Origin of the sequence: Colwellia sp. 1_MG-2023 (assembly GCF_030546755.1) — a bacterium.
In the GTDB taxonomy this organism is placed as follows: domain Bacteria; phylum Pseudomonadota; class Gammaproteobacteria; order Enterobacterales; family Alteromonadaceae; genus Thalassotalea_H.
In genome coordinates, this window is the sequence record NZ_JAUOPE010000004.1 from 244,842 (window position 1) to 264,104 (window position 19,263).

The window sequence follows — 19,263 nt, forward strand, 5'->3', positions numbered from 1 at the left end:
AACCAAGGAGTTACTATGTTAGGCGAAAATCACTCATTACTAAACGACTTTCCTGAACACCAAGAGACTATTAAGCAATTAAATAATAGCAATCAAGCTTTTGCTAAAAATGCACAACGTTATCATGCGCTCGATGCTGAAATTAGAGAGCTAGAACTTAATAACGCGCCAATAGATGATGAAACTTTACACCAGTTAAAGAAAGAGCGAGCAGAGTTGAAAGATATACTTTACCAGAAAATATTGAATGCATAAGATGTTTTAGCTTGGATTTGAGCTGACAGTTATCCGTTTTCAATTGAGGAATGTCAGTTTAAATTTGAACTAATTCTTCTCTGCTCAATTCAATTTCCTATCCAGTAGCGTTTATCGTGGCGTTCTGCAACAGGTTTTTTTACTGTTTTGCGAAACTAAATCACAAGACAATTATTAAGAAGGTTTGTTAATGCGCTACTCTCGATAGACCACACGAGCACTATAAAGCCGTTACATATGTCATCACACTGTTTCCTATATGGTTGAGAGTCTGTTGCTGTCTTTTCAATAGCTAACCATGCTTTAGACTATTAAAGAATTCTTTTCAACAATAGCATTATACTAACACGAACATGAATCACCCTTGCTAGCATATTGTGACTCCATGTCAGTGTAAAACACCAAGCCTTTGGTTGGCTCAAGTCAGTTATAATCTTTCATCATTTTTTTGCTCACCAAATCAGCGGTTATATGTTTATTGATTCGCCAACCAATAGTGTAACGAAAATAAGCCCATAACAATGGCTATCTTCATCCGGCCTCCGCTAGCTACCAGAACAGCCATATCATTAGCTCATACCCGATTGGGTGCAACAAGGTTCAATCTCTAATTTTATAGTTTGCCAGCAACGTCACTGTGTTTGCTTTTGGCTGTTACCCAAAACTTAAGCTTAACTATTAGTTAGCTCTCGATAGCGTAAGCATTTTATCTAATATTTTTTGAAAATGATTCAAAATGAACACTGTTTCCTAAATAAAATAGATGGTCATAATTTATATTGAGTCTAGAAAATACAATTATTAACAGGAAATATTATGGAACACCAAATAATTACAGATCTCAATGGTCGATATACAACGAAACATTATGATAGTAGTCGTAAAATTTCAAAGGAAAACTTAAATGTTATTCTTGAGGCCATGCGGTTATCTGCCTCGAGTATAAACTCGCAACCGTGGAAGTTTATAATTATCGAAAGTGATACAGCCAAAGAAAGAATGCATAAAACTTTTGAAGAAAACTTTCAATTTAACCAGAAACATGTATTCGACAGTTCCCATATTATTTTATTTGCACACAACCCGCGTTATACACGTGATGACTATGCCAAAGTAGTAGACCAAAGTATTAAAGATAAGCGTGTAGCATTGGAAAACCGTGACCAAGCCTTTGGAGGTTTCGCTTTTGTTGATTTGAATACAGATGAAAGCGGTGATAATAGAGCGTGGACGAAAGCACAAACATATATTGCCCTTGGCAACACATTGCATACTTTAGCACGACTAAAAATTGATTCGACACCAATGGAGGGTGTTGACAGTGAGGCGATAGCCAAAGAATTTAGCAGTGAGCTTGATGGGTATATTTGTGAAGTTGGACTAGCTATAGGGTACAAAGACCCTAAGCAGGACTATAACTATCCGTTGCCAAAATCGAGATTAGCTCAAGAACAGGTGATACAAATCTTGTAATACCAAAAGGAAGCATATTTAAATAATTTTTATTGCGTATATGTTTATCAGCCGAAAATTAAGGGAAAAGGAAAAAAGCATGACTAAGAAAATCACAATTGGTGTTACGGATCTTTCATTTCATCGCGTAGCGGCCTCTTTATTAGGGCACATTATAGAGAGGTTTGGTTTTGAAGTGGAAAGAGTGTACTCACCACACGAACAAAACTTTGAGAAGCTTAAACAAGGTGATGTTGGTTTACTAGCATCAGCTTGGTTACCATCAAGCCACGGTGGCTACAAAGCAGAAGTAGAAAAAACTGTTCCACTAATAGAATTGGGGCTACATTATGAACCATATGCGCTTTGGGGTGTACCTGAATATATTCCTGCATCGGAAGTAAATACAGTTGAAGATTTAAAAAAGCCAAGTGTAAGTTTAAAAATGGTAAAAAAAATCCAAGGAATTAATCAAGGTGCCGGGATTTCAAGGTTTTCACAAAGCATCGTAAAACATTATCACTTAAATGATCTTGGGTATGAGTTTTTTACCGGAACTGAAGAAGATTGTTTTACAACCTTTGAACAAAATGTTGCAGGTAGCAAGTGGTTTGTTGTTCCTTTATGGAAACCGCAGTTTCTACATTACAAACACAATATACGTGAATTAACTGAACCGGAAGGGTTATTAGGTACAGTTGACAAGGCGGTGTTATTGATGCGTAAAGATGTATCTGAAATGTTTTCTCAAGAACAATTGGCTACCCTTGATAGTTTGAGGTTTGGCAACCAGGTTATAGCAGAATTAGACTATAAAGTTTGCCGAGAAAACCTAGATGTGGACGCAGTAACTTTACAATGGTTAAAGGAAAATAGTCACTACCTTGGGTAGTGACTATTTTCCATAGGGAACCGTGTAAGCTAAAGCTTAACATACAGAGAACGCTGTACTAGAAGTAGTAAATTGTCTCTGTTTATTGTTCAAAACGGGAGAGCGACAATGTTTAATCAACATGGTGAGTTTGAAATATCAACTCAAGATAAGATTATTGAAATTAAACTAAAAGGCGCGTTTTACTGTATCGGCGCAAAAAAATATGCCGATACACTTAAGAAAGTCATAACCTCTTTGAACAAGTCAAGTTTTAGCTTATGCGTAGATATAACTCAGGTTGAAGGGGGAACACCAGAAGCATTTGAAGAGCTGGAGAAATTAAATCAATGGGTTATTACAAAAGGAATGACTGGAAAAGCATTTGTAAAAAGGAGTTCATTGATTTGTAGTATGCTTAGAAAATATTGCCCCACAATAAGACTACAGAATTGTAAGGGGTTTTACTCTACAAGCGAGGCCAGAGCATGGTTGACCTCTTTAACCAATGAATACTCTGGTAGAGTTGCCTGATATATATTATGTCTGCTTGGGTTGCTGTTTGTAGGGTTTTATAGTTGGTTAATAGCCGATCATATGTTTTATTTTGTGTGTCAAACAGCAATGTATTATATATTGATATTAGTTGTTCATAGAATCGGTGCTTGAGAAGTGCCTCTTAGCTTTAATTACCTAAGTTTTTTCTTAATTGTATCCCAAGCAGCATTGATTAATTTTGCTTCATTTTCTGCTTGGGCTTTCCTAGTACCAGATAAGCTAGCAATTTTGTCTGGATGGTAAAGTTTGATCAGTTGCATATAGGCAATTTTATATTCTTTAAGTGAACAACCTTGGCCTTTTCCCAAAATTTCGCATGCGTCTGGAAAGTATTGTGGATTTAAATGACCTGAATCGGCACCATTTGAGTGGCTTTGATTTTGTCCATCTTGGGTATTTTCTTGTCTAGAATAGTCTTGATTACTTTGACTATTCTTACGATTTGAACGCGTTCTTTCTTGCTCTCGCTTTAGGTTTTCAGCTTCCCGACGAATTGCCTCTTCAGCTTCTCTGCGTTGGCGTTCAATGTCTTGTTCAGCTTGTTGTTTTTGTCGCCTTAGTTCTTCTTCAACTTCTTGCTTTTGACGATATAGCTCAGCTTCTGCTTGCTCCTTTTGCTGTTCTATATCGGCGACATATCCAGCTCTTGCGCGACGAAAACTAAGTGTTCCAAATAAGTCACTAATCCAGTACTTGAATTTAGTTACGGGTTGTTCAAAATTCAGAATAATACCTACAACAAAACAAACCGTTGCTAAGTCTCTATACTCCATTTGCATGAATACTGGATAAAAACTTAGGATGATAATCGCCCCGAATACCATCAGAAACGGATTAAATTTTTTAAACAGTTTACCTACGATGTAGCCTAGAAAAATTAAACCTGCCGCACCAAATAACAACTCTGTCATAGTTCTTGTAATTTCCTATAAAGCGGTTTCCATGTATGTATTAGCAGCCCAACTACAAATGATAATGTCAGCGGCCACCAGTCAATAGTTGAAACAATTGTAAAAACAGGGGCTAAAAAGCAAAGTACTAGAATACCCCAAATCGAAATACCATTTCGGAAAAACCAACCAATAAATAGACCAGCAAACCAAAATATACCTAAAAACACCATAGTATCCGTATTCATTGCTATATCCTTAATTTGGTGTCGAATTCAATTCTAACCGACTGTTCGCTACATTGTGCTGGTTCTTTTTTGGCTAAACGAGCATAACGGGAATGATTAAAAAAGTTAACTGTCTCAACGATGGTTGGTTGGTAATGTTTTGAAATATAAACCGCTTGGTTATCAGCCAATGTTCTGAGTTGCCCTGAAGATAATAAATCGAGTTCGTTATAATGTTGCACAACACTTGTGAAATTTTCTCGTTGCGAGATCACTCGCTTACCAATTATCTTTACAAACTCTTCATTAGTATCTAAATCACCGCCTTTAAATATTAACGAGCTGCCAATACCAGCTTTTATTGCTTTTGCCCGTTGTTCGCCATATTTATCTTCTAGTTGAGATATACCCTGAAAAACCAAAGATAATGATACTCGGTACTTTCGAACATTGGTGATAATGGTATTAAAATTATGAATGTAAGAATTACCAAACTCATCTAAGAAAGCGAATATATCTAATTCATGCTTTGTGGGTTTCGCTTTCATTACTTCAGCGAAAAGACGAGCGTAAAATACATCGATAATGAACTGATAATAAGCTTGTTGTGACTCTGGGAAATTTAAGTAAACAATCGTTTTTTGTTGGCGAATACTCTCTAGCTCTAGCGTGTCTGAACTTAATAACTCTCGCACTTGTGGGTTGTTCAATTGCTTTAATGCTGTTTTACAGATAGTGACATAGCTACTGAGCATTTTTTCATTACTGGTTGTTAAGCCAATCCATGATTCAACCAAACTTTTATCTTTTGGGTAATGTGGATTAACCGCATTTTCAGCTACCCAATCATCTAAACCAGAGCCATCACTACCAAAGCGCTGCACTAACGAATTCAGCTCAACAAGGTTAAGCTTATGCGGTTGGCTGTAAGCTAAACATTTAGCCAATATTTCCATAATTGAAATCGCACCATCATTCCAAAGTTGCTCTTTATCATTGCTGTACTTTGACATTATGATTGCAGCGCATACTTGCTCTATTTCTATAGTATGGCGAGCATCTAAACCCGCAAAGGGATTAAATCGAGAAGATGACACTAAGTCATCAGGACTTAATTTTACAACCCTATAACCTTGTGCTTTCAAATGCCCACTTGTAAGTTGGTAAACTTCTGAGCTGGGATCGTTCACAATCATTGAACAAGCAGAATTTGAAAGCTCAAAAATGTTAGGAATAATAAACACTGTTGTTTTGCCGCTACCGGGCTTAGCAATTACTGCAACATGTTCATATGAATCTTTTTGAGAAATACGGCTGTTTTGCCCATCAATCAATAAGCCTTTATTTCGGCCGGAAAAAATAGAAGCTAGCTCTTTGGTTGTCGCAAACCTTGCGCCTGTTTCCTTTATTAACAACTTATTTTTAGCGACGAGCGAGCCAATCTTAAATAAGCCTGAAAAGGTATCTTTGATAATTTTTGACACTAGCCCATATCCTTTTCAAATTGTTTGCTTTTAGACTGTTTTTCCCTAGCCTTTTTAATTTTTGCTTTATGTGATTGAGCGGCCAACGTATTTTTTTGGTTGTTACCCTGCTCAATTAATGATGATTTTTTACTTTGTTCATCATCAATATTTTTGCCCGAACGCGCGGCAGAAAAGGCACTAAATAAACCATCAAAAAACCCTAATATATCCATTTTCTACCTACCTATTTTTAGTTTTTAAGTAACTAACGTTCAAAGCCTTTATCTTTATTCTTGCTCTTGGCATTAGCCGACTTTTGTTGAGCATTCCTAGCTTTCTTTATATCCGCTTTATTTTGCTCAACAGCTTTTTCTTTTATTGAATCCGCATCACTGCGAGTTTCTTGCTTATCATTTTTTTGCTGTTTTTCTGATTCATCAACTTTGGTTTGTTGCTTAGCTTTGTCACCCTGTTGAAGTAACGAATCAACTTGCTTAAATTGCTCTTCAAGTGCCAACGTTTTTAACCGATATTTTTTGCCATCGGTTTTGTTTATAAAACCAATGGCACTGCCTCGGTTATACATTTCAATATTTTGCTTTTCAAGCTGAGTAAAATACTCATTCATGGTAGGGCTATTGGCAAAAATGTTATTGAGTGTTTTTACCATATGCTCTTTTTTTTCTAAGCGGCCACCTTTGCGCTTTACTTCTGCTGCTTTATTCGATTCGCGTGATTTCCTCTGTTCAGCTTTAGCATTCATAATGATGTCTTGCTCAAGCTCAGGGTATTTTTCAATCACGTAACGCTCTAACTGCTTTTTAGCCTTATCAAATTCGAACTTGGTTAAACGCTGATTTTTAAAGGCATCCAGCTCGTTACTGCTGATCATTAAATGAAAATGCACGTTAATGTCTTTTTCATCATGCATATAGCCAGCAACCAAATTGTTTTTGCAACGCATATCAACATAGTTGCGAACTATATCGAATAGGCGTTCTTTTTCTTGCTCAAGCGTTAGCTGTTTAGATTTAGTAATGGCAATCACTTCATGAAATAGGTAATTACCATTTTTACGCGCTTTAACCTTACGAGAGTTGGCAACAAATTCATTGATGATATCTTGGTCTTTTCGTGAATAAATATTATGCGAAAAATAATCGTATTTACTACTGCGCGATGAGCCATCTTTCATGTAATGGTATAGCTGAGAAAAAGTGCGGTGTTTGCGGCTCATCGATTTTATGATCATTTTTCTGCTTCCTTTTGAATAAAGGAAGCAATGCCATCTTCAAGCTTTTTTAGCTCCATTAACAAGTCGCGTTCATCAACCATTACCTTTAATGTATTTGAACGGTGAGCAATTTGGTTAATATTATTGGCTACATTGCGAAGCAAAAATTTCATCTCTTTTATTTCATCTTGCAGCTGCGATGAAATAAATGGTGATTTGTTTAAATGGTGTTGAACGAGTTGTGCAATAAATGAGGTGGGTTTGGTATTGTTAAGGTCGGCAAGATAGCTGATTTTAGAAAATTCATCAGCGGATAAGCTAATATTGACTCGCTTTCGCTTATCAATATATTCATCTAAATATCGCTTTCGTTTTTCGCTTACCATACACCTGTCCCTCAAAGTAACGGGGTTAAGGGCGCTCCCTTATGGGTTCTAGGGCTAGCCCTAGCAAGAGAGTAATTGGTACAGTCGGTTACCAACTTGCAATCTTGCCATCACACATCAGCATAGTAGAAAAATTAAGCTTTTCAAATTGTGAGAGCGGGTTAGTAAGTATCAAGAAATGACGTGCTAACCTGTTGGCATGGTAACGGCAGATAGGTAAATTTTTACGCTAACAATTGCATCTAGAGCAAAAAACGCCCAGTTAAAACTGAGCGTAAAATGCTTACTAGCTGTAAGCACTTAAGTTATAAATTTCTTCAATTGAATAAAATAAATAACTTAAATCTTTAGTGACATTTTCACCTCACCAAGAGATCATGTACTCAACGCTTTCCCATCTCGTATTCACGTTCAAATAAATATTAGGTCAACCACAGCCTAAGCAAATTTCAAAATAACTATAATGTTCATTGCTGTAATGTTGAATTTCTATACAACTAAAGTAATCGGTAATTGCATCAAACTCTTCATCAATACTAAGTGCTCAATGTTCACTAATTATTTGTTTAACGAACTCACTGCTTGATAAATCTCCAAACGCTAAAACATCAGCTTCAAACCTATCTGCATATTGTTGTAATTCAGTTTTCATAGTAAAAAACTTAATAAATAAAACAGGACGATTAATCCTATAAATCAATCACAATGCTCTGAGGAAACTCAAATTTATTTTGAAAAAATTGTGACCTCACTATAAGCACCTGAGAATATTTTCAAAATTAATTTTAATTGCCGAAGTTTTAAGAGGCTTTTTCAACCAAGGTTAAATAAAAGAAAAAGCCCTTAAAAGAGCTTTGTAAAATTGATTTATTTGATTGAAAGGCCATACGAGAAGTATATCGGTACTCGTTAATCACCCCCGTTGAAAAGCAATGCTTTATTGCCTGTAATGGGGTACAATCCGTATAGTTAATACTAAGAAAATAACATGTTTTGTTATTTGTCATTTATGGAAAAGTGACTAGGGGTGGATTATGGCTAGTGGGAAATTATTGAGATTACTTGTTCAATCTGGTGCTTCTGGTGACCCTACAGCATTTAGAAGTGCTACTGAACAATTAATAAAAGAAGAAAGGCAGAAGCAACATAATTTATTAGCTAATGACTTAGAACGAATATTATACGGTGAACGCGCGCCTTCAAGTTCTACGGTTCATAGTATTTTACCAGAAGCTCCTGTTGATAAAGAAAGCGGTGTGGCCTTAATAGACATTAAGCAAGCTAACCGCTCTATCGATGAACTTGTGTTAGAACAAAGCACGTTAGAAGTTATTGAAAACGTATTAGAAGAGTATAGACGGGAAGATGTACTAAGAAGTTATGGCATGATGCCCGCTGAAAAAGTACTTTTTTTCGGCCCTCCTGGTTGTGGTAAAACACTCTCGGCTGAGGCTATCGCTTATGAATTGAATAGACCTCTTGCAATTGTTCGGTTGGACTCACTAGTATCATCATTTCTCGGTGAAACAGCAGCAAACCTTAGAAAGGTTTTTGATTTCATTGCAAAGCATAAGCTTGTTGTGCTTTTTGATGAGTTTGATGCACTCGGAAAAGAGCGCGATGATGGTTCCGAACACGGCGAACTAAGGCGTGTTGTCAATGCCGTGCTTCAGATGATGGATTCATACGATGGTCAAAGCATCATTATTGCTGCGACCAACCATGATCAAATTCTTGATAGCGCTATTTGGCGTCGTTTTGACGAGTTAGTAGAATTTCCAGTACTTAACAAGAAACAGCTTCAAAACTTATTACAGCTTAAACTTCGCGGTGTAAGAAGGGAATTTGATTTAGATTGCCCTGAACTTCACTCTATATTTGACGGCAAGTCGCCAGCAATCATTGAGCGTATTATTAGGCGTGCTGTTAAACGAATGATACTGAAACAAAAAGAGTTTTTAAGTGTGAGAATGTTAAACCATGCATTCGCATTGGAAAGCCGAATAAAATAAATAAAGTAAGCAAAGGAATGTAGTATGGCAGGAGCGTATCCTCATCTTTCTTTTTCTAAGGAAGTACCATTAACGCCTAGAAGATCTCGCGGTGGTTTTGGCTCAAAAATTAAATGCGATGATCCAAAAGGGCATGGTCAAAAATTACAAGACCAAGTTATTTCTTTTCAAGAGGCCATTGCATCACAAGTTGGCGGTAATAATTCTCGAAATCTTATTAAAATAAAACTAACCGAAAAAATGAGTTTCGAAGATATCACTAAGCATGGTATTTCGATAATTGCTCAAGAAGATGAAACGGTTTACCTTGCTTTTGCAGATGAACAACAGCTCAATGAGTTTAATAGCAGATTAGCAAGGTTAGTCGAAGGTGAGCATGTAACTTATACAAACTTACTATTTGCGATAGATCAGATAGATGCTTGGAGTGCTGAAGATAGGAAAAGTTGGGCGTTACATCAATTCGGCTTCCCTACAGAAGAAACTTTTAGACTTGATGTTGAACTGTGGCCAGTTGGTGAAACAGGCAGTGGAGAAAGAAATAACTTAATTGCAGATTTCGAAGCGTGGCTAAATTCATCGAACATACAAAAGCTTGATAAAGTTAACCGCGATAGTCTTGTAATGTTTCGTCTCATTGTCAATTCAGATCATGCTGAAAGTCTTTTAAATCATAAAGACATTAGGCAGGTAGACTTACCCCCAAGAACAGGTATTGAGTTCTCTCAGCTAAATATTGATGTTAATGCACTGCCCCCTCAGCTAAATGAATTACCTGATGATGCAAGCAAAATTTGCGTATTGGATAGCGGAATAAATGCAAATCATATCTTGTTACAAGGTGCTGTAGGTGATTCACAAAGCTTTATTAGCGGTGAAGATGCTACAGATACTGTAGGTCATGGCACAGCTGTAGCTGGTGTAGCATTATTTGGTGATTTAGAAGAAAGGATTGAGGCCAATGAGTGGACTCGTGAGCTATGGCTACTCAGTGGTAAAGTCTTAACTCAGGACGAGAATGGCGAACCAGTATTTGATGAAAAAACTATAGAAACAACGCTCATCGATGCAATTACCTATTTTCATGAAGAATATGGATGCCGTATTTATAATTTATCTTTAGGTAACCTAAATGCACCTTATAAGCATAGCCATATATCAGGCATGGCAGTTACTTTGGATGAGCTGGCTAGAAAATTAGATATTTTAATTGTTGTATCTTCTGGTAATTATAATGGCTCTGAAATTATAAATAATTGGCGCGATGATTACCCATCTTACCTTTTGTCTGAAGATGCTGCTTTAATTGATCCAGCGCCAGCAGCCAACGTGTTAACCGTTGGCTCTTTTGCTAAGCATACTATGACCTACGCGGAGCGTAGATATCAGCAGCAAGGTGAAATCAACGAATTACACGTAGCGAATGAAGGCCAAATTTCGCCATTCTCTAGAAGTAGCCAAAATAGCAAATCGGCTTTAAAGCCTGAATTGCTAGCCCATGGCGGTAACTTTGCTATTCCAGCAAGAAGAGAAGGTCAAGGTTGGAATCAAATTTCCAAGCATCTCGGCGTTGTAACTCTAAATCATAACCCGCTAGGAAGTACATTGCTGAGTGAATTTAGCGGAACCAGTTTTTCTGCACCATATATCGCTCACTTAGCAGGTAGGTTGTTGAACAACTACCCACAAGCGTCGGCGAACTTACTTAGGGCATTACTAGCAAATCATGCAAATGTTACACACGAAATAACATCTACGTTTGAAACAAAAGAGCAAATGAGACGTGTAGCGGGGTACGGGGTTGTCGATGAAGATAGTTTATTCAAGTCTTCAGAAGAGCATGTTGTTTTAATTAGTGAAGAAAAAATTGAAAACGATAAACATCAATTTTTTGAAATACCGATTCCTTATGATTATTTTCGCAAAGGTAAAGCGACGAGAACCATTACGGCCAGCCTTGCTTATAGCCCATCTGTTCGTACTACAAGATTAGAATACCTCGCTACTAAAATGAAATTTCATTTAGTTAACGGCGAATCATTAGAGTCGGTTGCTAAAGCTTTTAATAACGACAATAAAAAACAAATTAAATCTATTAGCGAGAGTGATGGGAATAAGCGCGATATAACACAAGACGATAGAAGTCGAGGAACGCTTCAGTCTAGTACATGGACATTCAACCAATTTAATAAACCAAGAAAACTATTCTTAGTGGTTACAAGACAAGATCAACCTTGGGCTCAGAATCTGGTTGCTGATGAGGAAAGTTATGCTTTAGCTATATCTATCACAGACCGAGAAAATGAAGAAGCCAAGCTATATCAACAAATATCTGAAAAACTAAAAGCTCGCGAACAAGTTAAACAAAGAGCTAAAGTTAACCAGTGATAGAAGCTAGAGAATATTTAGTTTCTTTTTAGGACAATTCATGGAAGAGATTACTCGCATTGCAAAGAAGTACTTATATACGACGATAAATCTTAAGCACTTCGATCTAATAGCGGCAGCTTTCTTGTTTTTTAGTATCTGTATTGCTGCTGCAATTGGCTACCTTATCGCAATTGAGCACTGGATTGTTAATACACCGCTAATGATAATCTTTATGGTGATTTTTGGGTTGTTTGCTAGGCCAGCTAGGAGCCGTTATGAACACAACCTTTCTACGTATCTGAAACAAGTCATAGATGATCATAAGCTTGAAGACCTAAAAATACTCAAAGCAAAATATTTAAGGCAACTAACAGCTTCAATCGGCTCAACTAACTATGAAGCTCTAAAAAATATCAACTATTTACAGGAACAACTCCAAAGCTATCGTCCATTTACGCCAGATAATTTAGGCTACTATTTTCGCCGCTTTCTATACAACTCAGAAGCAAAACCTCGGATATTGTCACTCTTCATTTGTTTGTTAAGTATTATAGTCTTATTGATGGTCACGAAAACCGGCATAAAAACTAATCCTGCTGAGATTTGGCAATATATTACTTCAGAGTTTTATTCTGCTGTTTTGTCGTGGGGTATGTTTAGTTTTTTGCTGCTGTTTTGGTGTGGCTACATGTCTATTAGTTTTATAAATTTATTTATCATTCGGCCATTCGTTTTAGTTAACTCAAATAGTAGTTTCGCTATCAATTATTTGATTAGTGATCTCGCTCGATATTCATTTATGGAGTCACCAGAAGGTGATATATAAAATTTAAAGACCAAGTTACCTTGGTCTTTAAAGTCAACATGCCTTATTTAACTTCAGCTCACTAAATTTAACTGATTTGAAATGCACATCTCGTTCAATTCTTGGCACTTGTGACGCAAACATGATGCTTTCAAGCTCTGTTAATGACACGTAACCCCATTCGTCATGAGCTAGGCCAGTAATATACGCAAAAGCGGTGTTTTCTATTGGGCTATATTCGGTGATATACCAAGTAGCGCTGCCGTAAGCGTCAAAAAGTTTAGCTATTACTAGCGGGTCACTGCTATTTTCTTGCGAGTAAAACGGGTACTTTTCGAATAGTTTTTTAAACTCAGGTGTGGCTAAGTGCGACATAAATTGCTCCTTTTTTGCAATAAGTAAACATGCCGTTGCCCTTAGTTTTTAAGGCTAAGAACAACGAAATTTACTTATTGCTGAGAGCAAAACTGTATCGTGTTTTCTGATCATGGCATGTGCCAATTATCAGCAAAGTTGCTTAGTAGCGATTGATTCGTTTTTAAGTAAAAATGACTTTTAAATTTCATGAGTCATTTATCGTTTTCAAAATGCTTGAGTACCGCTCTCAAACAACTTTCGTATTCAAATGCATAGTAAATTTTTACAGGCTTATTCAGTTTAAACTGTTCAGATGCTGCGCCATTGGCTAGGCCGTAACAATGGTGAATCATTTGATTTATCGCGCGTTTTGCATCTACACCATTGTGTTGTTCAAACAAAAATAAATGTGGCTGTGTATTAGCGAAATATAAACCGATGACATCGGGTTCTGATTTGTATTCTCAGTTTGTTATTACCGTTTCGGCTTTGTGGCCGTTTTCATGTTTTGGCCTGTTGAAATAGCTTTTGAAAAAATACAGTTGATGCCCTTGGTTAATTAGCCAGCGCTGAAACAAGATATTGAAGGTAATGGTTGATATACGATGAAAGTAATCACGCTGAAAAAAGCTGTTCCTGTGCGTAGGCGCATATATTTTATGTAGTGGTATCGATAACTGCTCTACCAAAACTTTAATACCCGCTGACGTTAAAAAATGAATGTGTGGCAATTTACCGTGTCATGGCGTTATGCCAAAGCTCAGACTTTTGACTAGTGGGTATTTGAAGCTTTTTAAACTTCTAATTGCAGTGTTTATGGCACTGGTACTTTTACTGTTAAATATGATTTGTAACTGTTGACTGGTTAAATATTTAAAGCGAGCCAAGGCTTCTAAAATAATGATCTGCTTTTCGGTTAGTCTCATTTAATTTGGTATTTACTGTGTAAGTTTTCGAGTTGGGTATTCGGGCTTATTTGTTGCTGGTTCACATAATATTGATTATGTTTTTGATTGTTAATCTCGTGCGTTAAATCACTATGAGCATCGTGTGGTTTAAGTTTGCTGTAATAACGTTGTAAGTTTTGTTTTACCAAGTTATACCGATGCTTTGATGGCATAGCGTTTTTGCTTCATAGCAGGTACTTAGGTGTATTAATTTTAATCGGTGGGTAGTTTGCTACTTGCAGGTAAAACTCCCCAGTATTTAGCTGTTTAAGTTCGTCAACTGTAAGTTCCATTTCATTAGCTAGTAACCCTAAACTCTTCTTTTCATTTTTTCCGGCAATTGTAACGCCTGATGCAAATAGCGTTTTTTGCAGTGCTGATGATATTTGTTGTCATACATATTGATTCGCTAGCATTAAGTGTAAACCGTACTTTCTTAGCTGTGTGAGTGCCTTTTCTATATCGCTAGAAATGAAGTTTTGGAACTCATCAATAAACAGCAGTATTGGTACGCGTTTGTGTACTGCTATGTTGGTTCTTTGCAGGGCAATAATTCGCAGCAAACCAACAATAAAGCGTCCGTATGCTTGCACGCTATCACTTCAGGCATTCCCAAGTGAGAGCTTGAACAAAATGATTTTCTTTGCCTCAATTAGCTGCTTTAGATGTACGGTAGTGGTGTTTGAGATTAGGTTTTGAAATGTTGGATCGTTTAATATCACTTGTAAGCGGGTATATATACCGTGTTTAGTGGCGCTAAATAACGGACTATTGAATTTATGCCTAAATAACAGCCTGTGCTGTGGGTTCGGCGATTGTTGCCCCAGTGCAAGCAAATCAGTATTGTTATTATCGTCCATAAAGCGCTGTAAGTCGGAGAACGAGCTATTTTCTATACGTAACAGCGTGGCAATACATGGGCTTAAAATAGCGTCCATTTGGTTTGTTGTACTGGCTCACTGGCTTTGGCTGCCTGTACTTGCTTGTCAGCTTCATTGTAAAAGCACTTTAATAATGCTCAGTAGCTCTTGTGTCATTAAGGCAATATTTTGCTCTGTTTTATTTTCAAGTTGAAATGGGTTAATGCTGGGTGAATAAGCTTGCCTTAAACTTGGGTTGATAAATACTAATCGGCTAACGTATTGCGTTTGGCTAAACTCGTTAAACTGCGCAATTTCTTGTGCCATATCACCATGAGGATCTAGCAGAATTATTGCTTCTTGAGGCTTAGGCTTGATTAGTTCTCGATAAACTAATAGCTTGATTAACTCACTTTTACCACTTCATGATGATGCGACTAAATAGCCATGTTTTTTTAAGGCGTGTGTGGGTAGGTGTTTATTCAATTTACGTAAAAACTGCTTTAGTTTGAATTTATGCCGGGATCTTTTCAGCCATCGAGTAGCGTGTAACATTTTAAAAATTTAGTAGGTAATATGGCCGTGCATATGCAGTGGAAATTGGCAGTGCTTATGGCAAGTGTTTAACGGTTGCATGATTTACTGTTTAATACGCGGTTAATGCTTGGTAGATGTATTCAATCTTTAAGTCTTATTTATACGTAATATCGCTACCAAACATGACAATAGCACCAATCATGATTCAACCTATATATCCTTGTCATTATCTCTGCTCAATATTCGAATGTACTTCACAATAGAAGCCAGTTCATGCTCAGTTAATGGCACCAAGTCGTAATAGACTTTCACCTTGTCTAATCATCATTGGTATTTTTTGCCTTTGGGCGGATTAGTTGCCATTCAGCTGTTAAAAACATCAACTTGAATCGCGGTTAAAAACTTCTTTTTTTTGCTCATCAAAAATAAGTTAGCAAATAATAATTTATTGCTAACTTATTATATTGAGGATGTTTATTTGGCAAAAAGATTTTTATTTATGCCAGCTTTTGGCTTGTTGTAAAGGTAAGTTAGTTGGTAGTTGATAGCGGTGTTTACAATTTTGAATCGAGTGTTGTAATTAACTGTATAAATAATTTGAACAGCTAATGAATCAAGTCATCTAAGGTTAAATTGCTACAATCACCATATATCATATGTTAGTAATATCAGCCATTTATTGTTAGTTTATATTCACCAACAAATAACTGATATTACAGTTTTATGCTTAGCTTTATAAAAAAAAGGTTATCAAAGAAGGTATATATAGATAATGAATTATTACTTAGTAATGAAAAAGTGAAGGTGAATATTGGAAAAGTCATCTCAATTGATTCCAAAAGTGAGAAAGCTCTAGAAGATCACATACGTACAATATATATGAGGGGACGAGGTTTTTATTCTTATTTTTTCTTAATTTTATCTATGATAATTCTAAGTAATGTTGATTCTGCTAATATTTGGTTAAGCTCTTTAGTTAACACTGATTCAACTCTAATAAACTTTATTTGGGCTGGGGTGTTTCTTGTTTTATTTATGGGGACGGTAGTTTTACTTGCCTATATAGAATATAAATTTTTATCTCGAGATTATGAAATACAAAATGATAAAGATAAGTTTTTTGAGTTTTTAAACGAAAAATATGGTCACCAAATAGAGCCTGAGTAGCTTGCGAGCGAATCCTTATTTGAGCTGTGTCGTTATTTTGTTAAATAGAAATCGGTAATACATGGCCTTAATATAAGCTTTGCTTAAGTCTACTGTTTTTCAAAGCTTGATTAGCCCGGTAGCAAAACTTTGTTCGCTAAATTCTTGGTTTATTTTTTGGATCTGACTTTCAGAACAGCTTGATAAGTACTGTTCGACTTTTTTCGACAGCGCTTTAAACTCATCTGCATTATCCTGTGTTTGACGGTCATTTGTTTGTTGTTGATGAACCTCAACTAATTTTTGTTTTTCTTGTTTCTGTTTTAACAGGCAATTAGGCGTGTATAAATCTTCTAGCTGCGGTTTATTGTTTAACACTCCGCACAAGTACTTGAACATAGATTGTATAGTTTGCTTGGTTGCGCGGTATTGAGCATAAATAAGTAGCTGCTTGAGGTAAGCTTGGTCGTTGTTTGGGCTGTGTTTCTTACATAGTTTCTCGAATTCTGAGGTACTTACGCCTATTCCTTTATATTGTTCAGCTAATGCTGTGTGGGTAGTTGTTGGCTGTGCTTTATCGTCTGTCTGTTCTAGCGTTATTTGAGGTTTTACTTTCTTATTAATTTCAAATTTAAATCCCGCAATACGCCTACCGTGTTTTACGTCTTTAATCGTTACTTTGATATCGGTTACGGCATTAATAAATTCGATACTTGGCAGTAATAAACGGCTTTTAAGGTGTCAAACCAACTTGTATTGTTTTTTATCGATATCGAGTATTTCGCGAATTTGTTTAATGCTGACATTGCCCGTAGTACCGCGATAAAGATATGAGAACAAGTAAGCATGAAGCTTAAAGTGTTGGTCTTTTTTAAAGTGTTTGATGTTTTCTAACTTTGGTGCTGAAAAGTAACCTTTAACACCAATGAGGTATGGCAACATATCGTTATTGAGCTTTATATCAACATAGGCATGGCCGTTGTTTTTAACGAATTGACACGAATGGATTAAATGCCTTTTTAACCAGCCATTGGCTTGTTTGATTTTGATATGGGCGCTCATGAGTGAATCGGTGGCTTGATCAATTCTAGCAATGGCATTTTTATCGTTTTTCAGTGCCGGGTAAAAATCGATAAGTTGTTTGGTATATATGCGAAAGGTTACAAAGCTTTGGTCATCTTTCGCTATTGCTGATATCGCTACCGCTAGTATTCTGTGAGCATCAGGTGAAAGCGTGTAACTGGCTGACGTAAAGTCGTTTCATCTAACCAAAGACTTGTTTCAGTCAATTGTTGTAACTTCTTGGTGAATCATTATTGGTTGGTTAAGTAATAGGTATTAATAATCTATTGAAAAATCAAATAAAAGCAAATTTAGTGATAATTAAATCTATTTACTGAAAAGTGTGTTTTAACACCTGAAAAGTGAGATTTTAACCCTGATTAATGTGATATTTAGCCTGAAAAGCGTGATATTTAATGTTTAAATTTAGCTTTGTTATCAAGCTTATAAAGTGGCTTAAACGGAATAAACGAAATTAAAAGAAATAAACAACCTTTACTGTTACCTTTCATGTTCTTGAGATATATTTTTTCTTTTCGTTTTTATCACTTTAATCGTAAAAAATATAAATGTAGATGCACAAATAATAGGAACAATAGCTCCGAACAAAATATCAGTACCGAATGAATGAGTTATTCCCCATTTGCTTTGTAAATAGAAATGACCATTGCCTGATGTAAGACTCAACCCGAAGTACCCAACATACACAGCAACAGTTCCAATCAAAGACATTAGCAAGCTGTCATCAGTTTTTTTTGTGTATATCCTAAATGCTACAAAAATAGCTATAGCTATTACTATATAAATCAACATTACAATTAATCCTTTTGTTTTTAGATATCTCTAGATTTGTCTTTGCTCATATCTTTATTTTTAGTGTTCATTGAGGCGCGAGCTTCAGCTATACGACTTTTATTTTTTTGTATTTCTTGTTGATTAGGCGAATTTTTAAAGTCTTTACCCGTAGATAAATCAGCAATGTTGCGAGCTTCAAAATCAGAAATAAGACCAAGCTTTTCTGCTTTATCAAGTTCACTTTGGCTAAAGTCTTTTGCGGCTAGTTCAAGGCTATGTTTTATAATTGAATTAGCTTCGCTTAATTCTTCTTTAGAGCCTAATGTATCTCGCATTTTGGCTTGTTGATGAAGAGACTGGCTAGTTTGAATATCACGAAAAGCAGCATAGACAGAGCGGAAGTTATTTACGCGATCTTCAAGCGTATTTCCTTCTTTTTTTGATAACTGTGCTGCAAATGCCATGTTAACTATTCTCTAGTGATCCTAAGATTTATTTTGTATGCTAATTGAACGGAAATCAATAGTATATAACGCTACTTTGATAATAGTGAAGAATTTCAATAAGGACTAAAACGACTCAATGGATAAGCCGTTTACGCCAAATTTGTGTGAGCTTGCAGACAGTATGGGGATCTCGTTATATCAACGATTTACACCTATTGAAGCCTCACTTTTTTTGCGTTGTCCGTTGGCTGAAATAACTAAGTTACAAGCTAACCATCAAATTGAGTTCATTCAACTAACTGAAAAACAAACCGAGTTTTTTGGCTTTCAATTGCTTAATCATTTATTAGGTAATATTCAAGTAACTGCCCCGGCGAATAATTCATCAAATCACCAATCAGGTACTAGTCCACCAGCAGATAAAATTATTCGCTCGAAAGAAGTACAAGAGCTTACCGGGCTATCAAGAACAACTATCTGGCGCTTGGAGCGTGAAGGAAAATTTCCGGCGAGAGTTCCTCTAACTGCGAGTAATGTAGGTTGGCGGTTAACCGATGTGCAGGAGTGGATTAGGAAAATTTAAAGAA

21 protein-coding genes and 2 pseudogenes are annotated in these 19,263 nt (G+C 36.3%); 9 read left to right on the forward strand and 14 right to left on the reverse strand.

Annotated features, from left to right (window positions below):
• Nucleotides 1-15 precede the first annotated feature (15 nt).
• The 4 genes from Q4493_RS06540 to Q4493_RS06555 all read left to right on the forward strand — a co-directional run bounded on the left by Q4493_RS06540 (nt 16) and on the right by Q4493_RS06555 (nt 3,112).
• The gene (locus Q4493_RS06540) at nt 16-255 is read left to right on the forward strand and encodes a YdcH family protein (RefSeq protein ID WP_303450530.1); all 240 of its coding nucleotides are present in this window, start codon (nt 16-18) and stop codon (nt 253-255) included.
• A gap of 816 nt (nt 256-1,071) precedes the next feature.
• Nucleotides 1,072-1,728: a nitroreductase family protein gene (locus tag Q4493_RS06545; RefSeq protein ID WP_303450532.1), complete on the forward strand. Its 657-nt coding sequence runs from the start codon at nt 1,072-1,074 to the stop codon at nt 1,726-1,728.
• A 79-nt stretch (nt 1,729-1,807) separates the two neighbouring features.
• Complete coding sequence (locus Q4493_RS06550) at nt 1,808-2,599, forward strand: glycine betaine ABC transporter substrate-binding protein (RefSeq protein ID WP_303450534.1); 792 nt, start codon at nt 1,808-1,810, stop codon at nt 2,597-2,599.
• Between the two features lie 108 nt (nt 2,600-2,707).
• On the forward strand, nt 2,708-3,112 hold the full coding sequence (locus tag Q4493_RS06555) for a hypothetical protein (protein ID WP_303450537.1): 405 nt from the start codon (nt 2,708-2,710) through the stop codon (nt 3,110-3,112).
• Nucleotides 3,113-3,267: 155 nt separating this feature from the next.
• On the opposite strand, the gene Q4493_RS06560 is transcribed toward Q4493_RS06555, so the two are convergent.
• From Q4493_RS06560 to mobC, 6 genes are read right to left on the reverse strand one after another with little or no spacing between them, the layout of a single operon-like run.
• Complete coding sequence (locus tag Q4493_RS06560; RefSeq protein ID WP_303450539.1) at nt 3,268-4,047, reverse strand: DnaJ family molecular chaperone; 780 nt, start codon at nt 4,045-4,047, stop codon at nt 3,268-3,270.
• Nucleotides 4,044-4,274 carry a hypothetical protein gene (locus Q4493_RS06565; protein ID WP_303450541.1) on the reverse strand — a complete coding sequence of 77 codons (231 nt, stop codon included), beginning with the start codon at nt 4,272-4,274 and terminating at the stop codon, nt 4,044-4,046. Before Q4493_RS06565 ends, Q4493_RS06560 begins: the two co-directional genes overlap by 4 nt.
• A gap of 2 nt (nt 4,275-4,276) precedes the next feature.
• Entirely contained in the window at nt 4,277-5,737 is a 1,461-nt protein-coding gene (locus Q4493_RS06570) for a type IV secretory system conjugative DNA transfer family protein (RefSeq protein WP_303450544.1), read from the reverse strand.
• Nucleotides 5,737-5,952: a hypothetical protein gene (locus tag Q4493_RS06575; protein ID WP_303450546.1), complete on the reverse strand. Its 216-nt coding sequence runs from the start codon at nt 5,950-5,952 to the stop codon at nt 5,737-5,739. Before Q4493_RS06575 ends, Q4493_RS06570 begins: the two co-directional genes overlap by 1 nt.
• Before the next feature lie 32 nt (nt 5,953-5,984).
• Nucleotides 5,985-6,971, reverse strand: a complete 987-nt coding sequence (locus Q4493_RS06580) for a hypothetical protein (RefSeq protein ID WP_303450549.1) — start codon at nt 6,969-6,971, stop codon at nt 5,985-5,987.
• Nucleotides 6,968-7,339, reverse strand: a complete 372-nt coding sequence (mobC, locus tag Q4493_RS06585) for a plasmid mobilization relaxosome protein MobC (RefSeq protein ID WP_303450551.1) — start codon at nt 7,337-7,339, stop codon at nt 6,968-6,970. The genes Q4493_RS06580 and mobC overlap by 4 nt, the downstream gene beginning before the upstream one ends.
• A gap of 1,034 nt (nt 7,340-8,373) precedes the next feature.
• On the opposite strand from mobC, the gene Q4493_RS06590 reads away from it, so the two are divergent.
• From Q4493_RS06590 to Q4493_RS06600, 3 genes are read left to right on the forward strand one after another with little or no spacing between them, the layout of a single operon-like run.
• Entirely contained in the window at nt 8,374-9,351 is a 978-nt protein-coding gene (locus Q4493_RS06590; protein WP_303450553.1) for an AAA family ATPase, read from the forward strand.
• A gap of 24 nt (nt 9,352-9,375) precedes the next feature.
• Entirely contained in the window at nt 9,376-11,739 is a 2,364-nt protein-coding gene (locus Q4493_RS06595; RefSeq protein ID WP_303450555.1) for a S8 family peptidase, read from the forward strand.
• 40 nt (nt 11,740-11,779) lie between these two features.
• Nucleotides 11,780-12,547, forward strand: coding sequence for a hypothetical protein (locus Q4493_RS06600; protein WP_303450559.1), 768 nt, complete (start codon nt 11,780-11,782; stop codon nt 12,545-12,547).
• A 33-nt stretch (nt 12,548-12,580) separates the two neighbouring features.
• Here the strand turns inward: Q4493_RS06600 and Q4493_RS06605 are convergent, their stop codons facing one another.
• The 3 genes from Q4493_RS06605 to Q4493_RS06610 all read right to left on the reverse strand — a co-directional run bounded on the left by Q4493_RS06605 (nt 12,581) and on the right by Q4493_RS06610 (nt 15,017).
• On the reverse strand, nt 12,581-12,901 hold the full coding sequence (locus Q4493_RS06605; protein WP_303450562.1) for a DUF2958 domain-containing protein: 321 nt from the start codon (nt 12,899-12,901) through the stop codon (nt 12,581-12,583).
• Nucleotides 12,902-14,222: 1,321 nt separating this feature from the next.
• On the reverse strand, nt 14,223-14,423 hold the full coding sequence (locus Q4493_RS17735) for a TraM recognition domain-containing protein (protein ID WP_368506782.1): 201 nt from the start codon (nt 14,421-14,423) through the stop codon (nt 14,223-14,225).
• A gap of 399 nt (nt 14,424-14,822) precedes the next feature.
• Nucleotides 14,823-15,017 (reverse strand): hypothetical protein, encoded by a 195-nt coding sequence (locus tag Q4493_RS06610; protein WP_303450565.1) that lies wholly within the window; start codon nt 15,015-15,017, stop codon nt 14,823-14,825.
• 933 nt (nt 15,018-15,950) lie between these two features.
• On the opposite strand from Q4493_RS06610, the gene Q4493_RS06615 reads away from it, so the two are divergent.
• Nucleotides 15,951-16,394, forward strand: coding sequence for a hypothetical protein (locus Q4493_RS06615; protein ID WP_303450567.1), 444 nt, complete (start codon nt 15,951-15,953; stop codon nt 16,392-16,394).
• Between the two features lie 99 nt (nt 16,395-16,493).
• Here the strand turns inward: Q4493_RS06615 and Q4493_RS06620 are convergent, their stop codons facing one another.
• The 5 genes and pseudogenes from Q4493_RS06620 to Q4493_RS06635 all read right to left on the reverse strand — a co-directional run bounded on the left by Q4493_RS06620 (nt 16,494) and on the right by Q4493_RS06635 (nt 18,694).
• Nucleotides 16,494-16,751, reverse strand: a complete 258-nt coding sequence (locus tag Q4493_RS06620) for a hypothetical protein (RefSeq protein ID WP_303450796.1) — start codon at nt 16,749-16,751, stop codon at nt 16,494-16,496.
• Nucleotides 16,752-17,006: 255 nt separating this feature from the next.
• Nucleotides 17,007-17,102: pseudogene (locus Q4493_RS17740) on the reverse strand (hypothetical protein); the annotation flags it as partial.
• A 12-nt stretch (nt 17,103-17,114) separates the two neighbouring features.
• A pseudogene (locus Q4493_RS06625) lies at nt 17,115-17,621 on the reverse strand (replication initiation protein); the annotation flags it as partial.
• 315 nt (nt 17,622-17,936) lie between these two features.
• A complete protein-coding gene (locus tag Q4493_RS06630; RefSeq protein WP_303450569.1) occupies nt 17,937-18,248 on the reverse strand; it encodes a hypothetical protein in 312 nt (103 codons plus the stop codon).
• A gap of 20 nt (nt 18,249-18,268) precedes the next feature.
• Nucleotides 18,269-18,694: a hypothetical protein gene (locus Q4493_RS06635; protein WP_303450571.1), complete on the reverse strand. Its 426-nt coding sequence runs from the start codon at nt 18,692-18,694 to the stop codon at nt 18,269-18,271.
• A 118-nt stretch (nt 18,695-18,812) separates the two neighbouring features.
• On the opposite strand from Q4493_RS06635, the gene Q4493_RS06640 reads away from it, so the two are divergent.
• Nucleotides 18,813-19,259: an AlpA family transcriptional regulator gene (locus Q4493_RS06640; protein WP_303450574.1), complete on the forward strand. Its 447-nt coding sequence runs from the start codon at nt 18,813-18,815 to the stop codon at nt 19,257-19,259.
• The last annotated feature ends 4 nt before the right edge of the window (nt 19,260-19,263 follow it).